We start from the raw sequence: 11,484 nt of genomic DNA on the forward strand, positions 1-11,484 counted from the left end.
TGAAAATATGATACATTTCAACGACGTGACAAAAATATACAACGGCAACGTCAAAGCAATCGAAAATATGAATTTTACAGTTGAGCAAGGCGAACTGGTCATCATGCTGGGTCCTTCCGGCTGCGGAAAGACGACTTTACTTCGTATGGTGAACCAGCTGGAGAGTATTACAGATGGTGATATCATGCTAAACGGCAAGAGCGTCCGACATTCCAATAAAATAGAGATGCGTCGGAACATCGGTTATGTCATTCAATCGAATGGCTTGTTCCCGAATATGAATATTGAAGATAACGCCATGATTGTTCCTAACCTTCTCGGCTGGGACCGCAAAAAGATGCGCGACCGTTTCAATACATTAATGGAGCTGGTCGGTCTGAATCCTGACCAATATCGAAAACGATTTCCGCATGAGCTTTCCGGAGGGCAGCAGCAGCGTGTTGGTGTAGCCCGTGCATTAGCTGCCGATCCGCCGGTCATGCTAATGGATGAACCATTCGGAGCATTGGATCCGATCATCCGCACCCATCTCCAGGAAGAATTCCTGCAAATTCAAAAAGAGCTAAAGAAAACGATCCTGTTTGTCAGCCATGACATTGACGAAGCGGTCAAGATGGCAGATAAAATTGCCCTGCTCAAAGGCGGCAAGATGATGCAATACGCGGATCCAGCCAAGATGCTGAACAGGCCTGCCAACAGCTTTGTTGCTGAATTCGTCGGGCAAGACCGTGTGCTTAAAAGCATGAGTCTATACACAGTGAAAGACTTGGCAAACGCTTTGTCACTAAAACCAGTCTTTGAATCTCCTGACTTTCAAAATATCAATGAGAACCTCTCCTTGCGAGTGGCTATATCGAAGCTTTTAAATCAAGAAGCAGATCAGCTGATTGTAGAAAACGACAATGGTACAAGCAAAGGAAGTATCACTTTGGACTTGATCGAGCAGTTCCTGCACCGTGAGATCAAGGAGAACGTCTGAGGGGGCTGTATTCATGGAACGGACAAACAAAACAATTGCCTTGATTATCAAGGTTGTCTTCTGGGCCCTGCTCATTGCCTTTTTTGTGTGGGCTTTCACCAATAATATGTTCAGCAAAATAGCTGAACAGCCAGATACCTTCTTACGTCTGCTTGGTGAGCATATCACAATCGTGCTGCTTTCTGGTGCTGCCGCTGTGCTGCTTGCAGTACCGCTAGGTATTTTTGTGACCAGACCTAAATTCCGCAAATCAGAATGGCTGATTGTAGGAATTGCCAATCTTGGACAAACAATCCCGAGTCTGGCAGTGCTTGCCCTGGCTATGGGCTTTCTAGGGATTGGAATCAGTGCAGCTGTCGTTGCCCTTTTCGTTTATTCCCTGCTGCCAATTTTGCAGAATACGATTGCTGGCCTGGATTCCGTTAATGATGACATGATCGATGCAGCAAAAGGGATGGGCCTGACAAATGCTCAAATCCTTTGGAAGATCGAGCTGCCGAATGCACTCACTTCGATTATTGCTGGCGTACGGACAGCATTGGTCATCAATATCGGAACCGCTGCACTTGCTTATTTAGTCGGTGCAGGAGGTCTCGGCGTGTGGATTTTCACTGGTATCCGTCTATTTGACAATGCCTTCCTGATGTCTGGAGCGGTACCTGTCACCTTGCTTGCCATCCTGATTGATTATTTGTTCAAATGGCTGCAATTTGCTTTGGTGCCAAAAGGTCTCCGTCTAGCCAAAAAAGCACAAAATGCGTAAAGAAAGGATACCAGAGTTTATGAAAAAACGATTATCCCTATTTGCCTTATTAGCAGCTTTATTGCTTGTTCTAAGCTCCTGTAGTCCCGGCGGGAAAAATATCACTGTCGGAGCTAAGACCTTTACCGAGCAGCTGCTTCTAGCCAAGATGACAACCTTCATATTGGAGGATAACGGGTATAACGTGGAAGAAATCCAGAATCTCGGTTCTTCCGCGATGCGCCAAGCAATTGAAACGCAGCAAGTAGACATGACTTGGGAATATGTAGGTACTGCGCTAGTATCCTATCTAGGTGTGGATCCGGTCGTCGATAAAAATGAAGCGATGGAAACCATTCAAGAGCTGGATAAGGAAAACGGTGTGGCCTGGACAAACTTAACCGATGCCAATAACGTCTATGTACTGGCAATGAAACAAGAGAAAGCGGATGAGCTGGGCATTGATACAATCAGTGATTTGGCTGCTTATGTCGAGGATAACCCAGAAGAACTCAGCTTTGGGATGGAAACCGAATTTGCTAATCGTCAGGATGGGTTGCCGGGTTTGGAGGAGCATTACGGCTTCCAGGTTCCTGATACCAACATCCGGGAAATGGAGATTGGTCTTTACTATTCCGCGCTGAATAATGATGAAATCGATGTGACCGAAGGGTTTTCCACCGATCCGCAAATCAAATCACTGGATTTAAAGATTCTTGAAGATGATCAGGCATTCTTCCCTTCTTACAATCTGGCTGCCTCCATCAATCAAGACACATTGGATGAGCACCCCGAATTAACAGAGTTACTTGAGCCGCTCCAGAATGCACTGAACGCGGATTCCTTACGGGAATTGAACTATCAAGTGGATATTGAACAAAAAAGTGTAGAACGTGTAGCCAAGGATTTCCTTGAGGCGAATTTACTCAAAGACTGATATTACGTACGGCATGTCATTGACATGTAAATCAACTGAAACAAGTGAATGATAATACAAACAAAAAGGCCCGCGTTCTGTATAGAACGCAGGCCTTTTTACACTTCTATTTGTCACATAGATTCGAAGCATTGGAACCTGCCTTAAAAATCGATTGAAACAAGCATATTAGCTTGCAGAGCTATCCCGAGCTTTCTTCCAATCTTCTTGCAGCAATGCATATACAGTTGCATCATATGTTTTGCCACCATGATAATAATAACTGCGCAAAAGCCCTTCTCGCTTGAAACCATGCTTCTCCACAAGGGATGCTGATGCCGTATTCTCCGGGTAGACCATAGCCCCGACACGCAGCAGGTCGAGTTGTTCAAAGCAATAACCCAGAACTGCTTTCATTGCTTCACTAGCAAATCCTTTCTTCCAATGGTCCGGATGCAATTCGTACCCGATTTCCGCTCGTCGGTTGCTGCGGTTTACTTGATGCAGACCGATTGTTCCAAGAAATCGTCCTGCTTCCTTACAATACATGCCCCACCGAATTACCCGTCCCTCTTGCAAGCCGCATCGGAAAGAGGAAATGACTCGCTCTGCTTCTTCAATGGATTGGAGCGGCTCCATGCCGTAGAACTTTGTTACACTGCGGTCGGACAAAGCAGCAAATACGTATGGAGCATCCTGCATCTTCACTTCATCCAATACTATCCGTTCGGTTTCTAGCTTCTGGAATGTCAGCATTGTATTCCTCTCCTTATGTAAAAAAGACGCACTAGCAAAATTCTAGTGCGTCTTGTGGTGTGTTTAGCCTTTTAGTTCGTTGATGCGCTGCTGTACGCGTGCGCGTTTATCTTCATAATCTGCTTGCTTAGCACGTTCCTCTTCGACGATCTTTTCTGGTGCCTTGCTGATGAAGCCTTGGTTGGAAAGCTTCTTCACAACACGATCGACTTCTTTTGTCCATTTGTCGAGTTCTTTCTCCAAGCGTTCGATTTCTTTAGAGATATCGATCAAGCCTTCAAGCGGCAAGTAAAGCTCAACGCCAGTAAGAACAGCTGACATCGCTTTATCTGGTGCTTGAATACTTGTTGCAATCGTCAGCTCACTTGGATTACAGAAGCGCTCGATATAGTGCTGCTGTGCCTTAAGTTCTGCTTCGATTGTATTGTCTTCTGCTTGGATAAGCAGCTGGATTTGTTTGGACATCGGTGTATCCACTTCTGCACGGATGTTCCGAACAGAGCGGATGATGCTAACCAAACGTTTCATCTCTTCTGCTGCTTGTTCATCATGCAACTCTTTGTTGACTGTCGGCCATGCGGCAACCGTGATGGATTCCCCTTCATGCGGAAGCTGCTGCCAGATTTCCTCTGTGATGAATGGCATGAATGGATGCAGCATGCGCATTGTCTGATCCAGTACATGTGCAAGCACAGAACGTGTCATTTGCTTCGCAGCCTCATCTTCGCCATACAGCGGAAGCTTCGCCATTTCGATATACCAGTCACATACATCATCCCAGATGAAGTTGTACAAATGACGTCCAGCTTCTCCGAATTCATATTTCTCAGCATTATATGTGACAGCTTCAATTGTTTCGTTCAGGCGAGTAAGAATCCATTTATCTGCAAGACTCTTCTCTTTGGACAAATCAATGTCGCTGTACTGTAAGCCTTCCATATTCATCAAAGCGAATCGGGAAGCGTTCCAGATTTTGTTGGCAAAGTTCCAAGTAGACTCAACTTTCTCCCACTGGAAGCGCAGATCCTGACCTGGTGATGAACCAGTAGATAGGAAGTAGCGCAAGGAGTCTGCACCATACTTCTCGATAACATCCATCGGATCAACACCGTTGCCAAGTGATTTACTCATCTTACGACCTTCTCCGTCACGTACAAGACCGTGAATGAGTACATCCTTGAATGGACGTTCGCCTGTGAACTCTTTGGATTGGAAGATCATCCGGCTTACCCAGAAGGCAATGATATCATATCCAGTTACGAGTACATCAGTCGGGAAGTAGCGTTTGAAATCAGCTGCTTCCGTGTTCGGCCAATCCATTGTGGAAAACGGCCATAATGCGGAAGAGAACCATGTATCGAGTACGTCTTGATCTTGCTCCCAGTTCTCGATGTCTGCCGGCGCTTCTTTGCCAACATACACTTCACCTGTTTCTTTATGATACCAAGCTGGAATACGATGTCCCCACCATAGCTGACGGGAAACACACCAGTCACGGATGTTTTCCATCCAGTATGAATAGGTTCTTTCGAATCGTTCTGGTACGAAGTTGATTTTGTCTTCGCCTGCTTGCAATTCCAAAGCTTGTTTAGCTAATGGCTCCATGTTTACGAACCATTGTGTGGATAGATAAGGTTCTACCACTGCACCGCTGCGCTCGGAATGACCAACGCTATGCATATGATCTTCGATTTTGAATAGGATGCCTTGCTCCTGCAGATCCTTCACAATTTGCTTACGTGCTTCAAAACGATCTAAGCCATTATATTTTCCAGCATTTTCATTCATGCTGCCATCCTCATTCATAACAAGGATGCGTTCAAGATTGTGGCGGTTACCTACTTCAAAGTCATTCGGGTCATGGGCAGGAGTGATTTTCACAGCTCCGGAACCGAATTCCATGTCAACGTAATCATCGGCCACAATCGGAATTTCACGATTTACTTCCGGAAGGATGACCGTTTTACCAATCAAGTGCTGGTAGCGCTCATCATCCGGATGTACAGCTACTGCCGTATCCCCTAGGAATGTTTCTGGACGAGTAGTCGCAATTTCGATATGTCCTGTTCCATCAGCAAGCGGGTAACGCAAATGATAAAAGTGTCCTTGTACGTCCTTATGGATTACTTCAATATCAGAAAGAGCCGTTTTAGCTGCCGGATCCCAGTTGATGATATACTCGCCACGGTAGAGCAAACCTTTTTCATACAATGTAACGAATACTTCCTTAACTGCTTCAGATAGCCCTTCATCCAATGTGAATCGCTCACGTGAATAGTCAAGGCCAAGTCCCATCTTCGACCATTGCTTGCGGATGAAGTTTGCATATTCTTCTTTCCATTCCCAGCTCTTCTCTAAGAAGCCTTCGCGGCCAAGATCGTAGCGGTTGATGCCCTGTTCGCGCAGTTTCGCATCTACTTTTGCCTGTGTCGCGATACCGGCATGGTCCATTCCTGGAAGCCAAAGCACATCATAGCCTTGCATACGTTTCATACGTGTCAGGATATCTTGTAATGTTGTATCCCAAGCGTGCCCTAAGTGCAGCTTACCTGTTACGTTTGGCGGCGGAATGACGATGGAATATGGCTCTTTGCTTTCATCCCCGGTTGCTTCGAAATATTTGCCATCAAGCCAGAATTGGTAGCGGCCTGCTTCGATGCTGGCCGGATCGTATTTGGATGGCAGCGAGTTCGTTTCTTGTGATTTGTCTGTTGTCATGCCTGGTTCCTCCTTCAATGCTTTTGGTGACATATAAAAACCCTTCTCATCCAAAAGGACGAAAAGGGTTATTTCCGTGGTACCACCTTCATTTACGACACTGCTTATACGTGTCGCACACTCGAGGGAGATAACGGCTCTTCACCGGCTCCCCCTACTGACTAAAAAGTCACATTCGGGGTCGCTGCATACAGGGCGACCTTCTACTGCAGGTATCCAGGAAACTTCCACCAGTTTGCTTCCCTCTCTAGTATGGACCCTTACACTATACTCTTCCCTGTCAAAGCATTTGTATCATGTATAGCTTATTGTATCCACTTGACAGTAAAAAAGTCAATGAAGAGGCATATTTTTTTCAAAAAAGGGTAAACGCCTAGCTTTTCCCGTTCATATACTGCTTATAGGAGGGATGACAAATGAGTAAATTCAACCGCAACAACATGCCGGGGTTCCTCAAGTATTGGGTCAATGTCACCGAGAAGGCGGTAATTCCACTGATCGTCTTCCAGTTCATCAGAACGCTCTTGTTTCCATCGATTTTGGATATCCTTATACTTGGCGGCTTGATCGCCCTTTATTTCAGCTTCCAGACAAAATCAATCTAATCAAGCCTCTGCGCCTTCCTGTTCTTCCTGATCCCGCAGATCCTGAAAATAGGATTGTGCCTGGAGAGCCTGTATCAGCTGCCGATGCGTCTGGGTCAATTCCAATACGACAGCAGGGGTATCCGCCTTTTGCGGAGCACTTACATACTCTCTGACCTGCTGCAAATAACGGCCCGGATGAAGCAAATGCAGCATGAACAGGCTCTCTTCATTTTTTTTCATTTGCCGATGCTCTTCATACGTATGCAAATAAAATGGTGCATTTATTACATTGCTATCGACAAAACGCCATTCTTCCTTATAGTAAGCAGCCAGGTCCAAGCTAGGATTGCCGAGCTTGGTCTTTTCCCAATTCAGCAAATGCAGCGGACTGCCATCCTGTATATGGGAAGGTCGTAAGCTGCCATGCAAAACACTATGCTCCATCTCGGGATCTGCTTTAAGATCTGCATCATAATGGTCATACCATTTATCCAGCATTGCAGATACATGCTCCAAATCCTTATAATGCGTGCAAACGAGCAAGGGCACAACCCCCATGTATGTTTGGGATTCGAAACGCTCCACCACACCGAGCAGCTCCTCCCTATCCTGCTGGAGCTTTTCTTTCTGCTTCCGAATGGCCAATGCATACGCTTCATAATCTATTGGATACCGTTTGCTGGAGGAGGCATGTATCTTCCCAAGAGTAGTGAACAGCATCTCATAAGGATGATCTGGTTCATCTGTTCGATGCCGCTCCAGCCATGGCATCAGATAATACACTTCCCCTTCATCCACTACATAGAAATTCTCCTGCAATGTTTGATAGACCGGCGGAACACCTTCCCGATAAAAATTGTGCTTGCCTTGGACGACCATCAGCCAGCGGTCGAGCCGCTCCGGATGGAGGGATGACCTTTTTAAAGCAAAAGCCGCCTGGTGCGTTTGCACTTTAGACAGGCGGCTGGTAATAGCTTGAACCGAGGCTGGCGTGATGCCATAGGCAGCTAGTATTCGATCGATATTTTCCATCTAGCACACCCCGTTCATTTTTATTAATTCTTTCTTGGACGACGCTGCGGAATGACTAGCAGCTGACCTTCCGATACTGTTTCTTCTTCCAGATTATTGGAGCTGGCAATTGTACTGACAGGCACATCATATCGATTCGCAATCTTCTCCAATGTGTCCCGCTCCTGAACGATGCAGACACGGACCTTCGTATATGTTTCTTCCCTAGCACCAAACATGTGGACAAGGAAATTGCTGCTGTCACTTCGGTCAGCTGCTGCTTCTTTTGTTTCTGTCACTTCGTCTGCTTCAGCCACTTCCTGCAAATCCTCCGGCTGCAGTTCCTGATTGATTGGGACTGACTGCAGAGATACGTCCTTATAAGCATCCTCGTATGATCCTTCCGTATCAATCTCTTCTGCAGTTATATCTGCTTGCGGCACTTCCGTAGGCTCGACTGGCTTACTGCCGAAAAACTCACTGAATGTCTTCGTCTCTTTATATTTCCATCTGTCATCCTCTTCTGGGGTCAAAAGAGGAGGTGCTTCGAATCTGATTGGCTCAGGAGGTGCTTCTTCTGTTTGCTTTGCTTGATACGTAAAGGTGAAATCCGGTGCTTCGGCTGGTTCTTCATGAGGCAGTTCCCGATCCAGATAATATACGTCATCATCCTGATCAAGCGCCTGTCGGAAATCAGCCGCTTGATAAGCATCCTCCAGCTCATCAGGCAGCACGAAGAATTCTTCTGGCAGCTTGCCAGCTGCTGGAATCTGATAGTCATTTTGAACGTACTGTTGTTCTTCTGATTTATAAACTGCTTCTTCGCGTGATTGCGGAGCTGTCTTCTCCGCTTGAATATTAACCCTTGGTGATGCAGGTGCCCGCTCTTGTGCATAAGCCTGAGGTTCTTCCTGTTCCTCCTCATCAGCAGGAGGTTGTTCTGTATAATCTGCTGGAGCAGCTGAAGCCTCCAGTACTGTTTCTGCCTGTGATGGCGTTTGTTCTGTATAATGCTGTGCAAAAGAGATACTTTGATCCTCTGTCTTCTGATCGCGGGTTTCTGCTTTTAATTCAGCTTCTATCTCATTTTCAGTATATTCCTTAGAAAACTCATAGCCCTGCGCTTTGGCTTCTTTTTCCTCACGAGCTTCTGTTTGCGCTTCTGGCTCTTTCGACTCCACATATTCTTGAGCAGACTGGTAGCTCTTCACCTCAGCATTTTGTTCTTCACGTGCTTCTGCTTGCGCTTCTACCTCTGTCGACTCCACATATTCCTGAGCAAACTGGTAGCTCTGCTTCTCAATATCTTGTTCCTCACGTGCTTCTGCTTGCGCTTCTACCTCTGTCGACTCCACATATTTTTGAGCAAATTGGTAGCTCTGCACCTCAGCATTTTGTTCTTCACGTGCTTCTGCTTGCGCTTCTACCTCTGGTGACTCCGCTTTTCCCTTAGCAAACTTATACCCTTGCACCTCAGGCTCTTGATTGTCACTGCTATCTGCTTCTGTTTCCTCTCGGTTCACTTCTATTTCTTCTTCCCCTGCATACTCCTCTTGAGACAACTGATACCCTTGTTCCTCGGTTTCCTGTTCCGCGGAAACATCTGCTTCTGTTTCCTCTCGATTCACTTCTACCTCTTCTTCCGCTGCATTTACATCTTGAGAAAACTGATACCCTTGCTCCTCCGTACCATGTTCTTCTCTTGCATCTGCTGTTGATTCTTCCAGCTTACTTGCAGCTGGTTCTTCTTTCGCAAACTGATAGCCTTGCTGCTCATATTCCTGATCATCACGTGCTTGGGCTTCGATCTGATTTGCAATTTCGTCTGTATAAGATTTTGCCTGTTCTCCTTGCGGGAATGCTGCAGGAGGGAAATAAGGCTGCTGCGGTGCTTGTGGCTGCGATTGTCTTCTCTCTTCCAAGACACCGTAAATGGCAACCGTCGCATGGAGTTCAAGCACATTACTGCCAGGAACTTCATAATCAAAGTTGTCAATTGTGACATACACGTCATTCAGCTGCTTGATACGATTTTTCGGAACAGATATTTCAACCGGGAAACGATGATAAAATGTATTCGTTCCTGCTTCCTGTTTCTCGACGTTTTCCATTTCTCTTGTACCAGGGCTGACAGCGACTGCACTTCCTTCGACAACCTCCTGAAGAGGGTAATATTCACCTGTAAGTTCGATGACACCTCGAACAGAAATTTCATGCTCAAACTCCTGGATACTGATCTCCGGCTCCAATGCGATTCCAATTAAATCTTGCAACTGTGCGTCGGCACGGAAACTGAGTGATTCTTGTATATCAAACATAAAAGGTGTTGTCTCATTTGAAGACATGTGGAATCCTCCTTCCAAGATTTAAGCGTTCCTCTGTACTAAAACCTATGCTTACACCCAATCACATATGTAAAGAAAATCCTTTGTCCTCATGAAAAAAAGCCCAAGCATATGCTTGGGCTTTTACGTTTAAGATGCTGCTATTTTCTTGAATGCCTGTCTTGCTGCTTCGATTGTAGCTTCAATATCTTCATCCGTATGAGCAGCTGATAAGAACAGCCCCTCGAATTGAGAAGGAGGCAGGAAGATGCCAGCTTCGATCATTTCCCGATAGTACATGGAGAAGTGATCCAAATTGGATGTCTTCGCTGTGTCAAAGTTGATGACAGGAGTATCCGTAAAGAAGACACCCACCATCGAACCGGCACGATTCACTTGTAACGGAATTACGAATTCCTCTGCAGCTGCTTTGTATCCTTCTGCAAGACGGTCAGCGTGCGCATTGATGCGCTCATACGCCGCTTTATCCATTGCTGCCAATGTTTCGTAACCAGCAGTCATCGCAAGCGGATTTCCTGAAAGTGTTCCTGCTTGGTAAATATCACCCGCTGGAGCAACACGATCCATGATTTCCTTACGGCCGCCATAGGCACCGACAGGAAGACCACCGCCGATGATTTTACCAAGGCAAGTCAAGTCTGGTTCAACGCCGAAGTGACCTTGCGCAGAATGATAGCCGACTCGGAAACCAGTCATGACTTCATCGAAAATGAGCAAAGCGCCATGCTGCTTTGTGATGTCACGAAGTCCTTCAAGGAATCCTGGCTGAGGCGGGACAACACCCATATTCCCGCAGACTGGCTCAGCAATAACAGCTGCAATATCATCTCCATACTGTTCAAAAGCATATTGAACGCTTTCCAGATCGTTGTACGGTACGGTAATCGTATTACGGGCAATTGTTTCTGGTACACCCGGGCTATCAGGAAGTCCAAGTGTCGCCACACCAGAACCTGCTTTGATCAAGAGGGAATCTCCATGGCCATGATAGCTGCCGACGAATTTCAGGATCTTGTCACGTCCAGTGAATCCACGTGCCAAACGAAGGGCACTCATTGTCGCTTCTGTACCGGAGTTGACCATGCGAACGATATCCATCGATGGAATCCGCTCTTTCACCAAAGCTGCCATCTTGTTCTCCATCACAGTCGGCGCACCGAAGCTTGTCCCTTTCTCCGTGATTTTCTTCAGACCTTCCACAACTCGGTCATCGGCATGTCCCAAAATGAGAGGTCCCCAGCTTAGGACATAGTCGATGTACGTATTGCCATCGATATCTGTAATTTTTGAACCCTTACCGCTATCCATGAAAATAGGATCCATCCCTACGGAACGGAATGCACGAACCGGGGAATTAACTCCGCCTGGCATATGCTGTTTCGCTTCTTCGAATGCTGCTATCGACTTTTCAAAGCTTTTCATCTGAATTC

The 11,484-nt window shown here is 46.3% G+C and carries 9 protein-coding genes and 1 other annotated feature; of the genes, 4 read left to right on the plus strand and 5 right to left on the minus strand.

Going from position 1 to position 11,484, the window contains the following annotated elements; genetic code table 11:
• Positions 1-7 precede the first annotated feature (7 nt).
• From ACH6C1_RS10475 to ACH6C1_RS10485, 3 genes are read left to right on the plus strand one after another with little or no spacing between them, the layout of a single operon-like run.
• Entirely contained in the window at positions 8-979 is a 972-nt protein-coding gene (locus ACH6C1_RS10475; RefSeq protein WP_374076851.1) for an ABC transporter ATP-binding protein, read from the plus strand.
• 13 nt (positions 980-992) lie between these two features.
• Positions 993-1,742 carry an ABC transporter permease gene (locus ACH6C1_RS10480; RefSeq protein WP_095222363.1) on the plus strand — a complete coding sequence of 250 codons (750 nt, stop codon included), beginning with the start codon at positions 993-995 and terminating at the stop codon, positions 1,740-1,742.
• Positions 1,743-1,761: 19 nt separating this feature from the next.
• Entirely contained in the window at positions 1,762-2,658 is an 897-nt protein-coding gene (locus tag ACH6C1_RS10485) for a glycine betaine ABC transporter substrate-binding protein (RefSeq protein ID WP_374076853.1), read from the plus strand.
• A gap of 168 nt (positions 2,659-2,826) precedes the next feature.
• On the opposite strand, the gene ACH6C1_RS10490 is transcribed toward ACH6C1_RS10485, so the two are convergent.
• The gene (locus ACH6C1_RS10490; RefSeq protein WP_374076855.1) at positions 2,827-3,393 is read right to left on the minus strand and encodes a GNAT family N-acetyltransferase; all 567 of its coding nucleotides are present in this window, start codon (positions 3,391-3,393) and stop codon (positions 2,827-2,829) included.
• Between the two features lie 63 nt (positions 3,394-3,456).
• The gene (locus ACH6C1_RS10495) at positions 3,457-6,111 is read right to left on the minus strand and encodes a valine--tRNA ligase (protein WP_374077191.1); all 2,655 of its coding nucleotides are present in this window, start codon (positions 6,109-6,111) and stop codon (positions 3,457-3,459) included.
• A gap of 51 nt (positions 6,112-6,162) precedes the next feature.
• Positions 6,163-6,404: a binding site (T-box leader), on the minus strand.
• A 123-nt stretch (positions 6,405-6,527) separates the two neighbouring features.
• Between ACH6C1_RS10495 and ACH6C1_RS10500 the strand changes: the two genes are divergently transcribed.
• On the plus strand, positions 6,528-6,716 hold the full coding sequence (locus tag ACH6C1_RS10500; RefSeq protein WP_095222360.1) for a hypothetical protein: 189 nt from the start codon (positions 6,528-6,530) through the stop codon (positions 6,714-6,716).
• Here ACH6C1_RS10500 and ACH6C1_RS10505 read toward each other — a convergent pair whose 3' ends face one another.
• The 3 genes from ACH6C1_RS10505 to hemL form a co-directional block, all read right to left on the minus strand.
• Positions 6,717-7,730 carry a hypothetical protein gene (locus ACH6C1_RS10505; protein ID WP_374076857.1) on the minus strand — a complete coding sequence of 338 codons (1,014 nt, stop codon included), beginning with the start codon at positions 7,728-7,730 and terminating at the stop codon, positions 6,717-6,719. It lies immediately after the preceding gene.
• 23 nt (positions 7,731-7,753) lie between these two features.
• On the minus strand, positions 7,754-10,054 hold the full coding sequence (locus tag ACH6C1_RS10510; protein WP_374076859.1) for a LysM peptidoglycan-binding domain-containing protein: 2,301 nt from the start codon (positions 10,052-10,054) through the stop codon (positions 7,754-7,756).
• A gap of 129 nt (positions 10,055-10,183) precedes the next feature.
• On the minus strand, positions 10,184-11,476 hold the full coding sequence (gene hemL, locus ACH6C1_RS10515; RefSeq protein WP_374076861.1) for a glutamate-1-semialdehyde 2,1-aminomutase: 1,293 nt from the start codon (positions 11,474-11,476) through the stop codon (positions 10,184-10,186).
• Positions 11,477-11,484: the final 8 nt, after the last annotated feature.

This window comes from Terribacillus sp. JSM ZJ617, assembly GCF_044383785.1.
Taxonomy (GTDB): Bacteria; Bacillota; Bacilli; order Bacillales; family Amphibacillaceae; genus Terribacillus.

Coding starts and splice junctions, on each gene's coding strand:
- hemL (WP_374076861.1), bottom strand. CDS start 11,476: ATGAAAAGCTTTGAAAAGTCGATAGCAGCATTCGAAGAAGCGAAACAG.
- ACH6C1_RS10505 (WP_374076857.1), bottom strand. CDS start 7,730: ATGGAAAATATCGATCGAATACTAGCTGCCTATGGCATCACGCCAGCC.
- ACH6C1_RS10490 (WP_374076855.1), bottom strand. CDS start 3,393: ATGCTGACATTCCAGAAGCTAGAAACCGAACGGATAGTATTGGATGAA.
- ACH6C1_RS10500 (WP_095222360.1), top strand. CDS start 6,528: ATGAGTAAATTCAACCGCAACAACATGCCGGGGTTCCTCAAGTATTGG.
- ACH6C1_RS10510 (WP_374076859.1), bottom strand. CDS start 10,054: ATGTCTTCAAATGAGACAACACCTTTTATGTTTGATATACAAGAATCA.
- ACH6C1_RS10475 (WP_374076851.1), top strand. CDS start 8: ATGATACATTTCAACGACGTGACAAAAATATACAACGGCAACGTCAAA.
- ACH6C1_RS10480 (WP_095222363.1), top strand. CDS start 993: ATGGAACGGACAAACAAAACAATTGCCTTGATTATCAAGGTTGTCTTC.
- ACH6C1_RS10495 (WP_374077191.1), bottom strand. CDS start 6,111: ATGACAACAGACAAATCACAAGAAACGAACTCGCTGCCATCCAAATAC.
- ACH6C1_RS10485 (WP_374076853.1), top strand. CDS start 1,762: ATGAAAAAACGATTATCCCTATTTGCCTTATTAGCAGCTTTATTGCTT.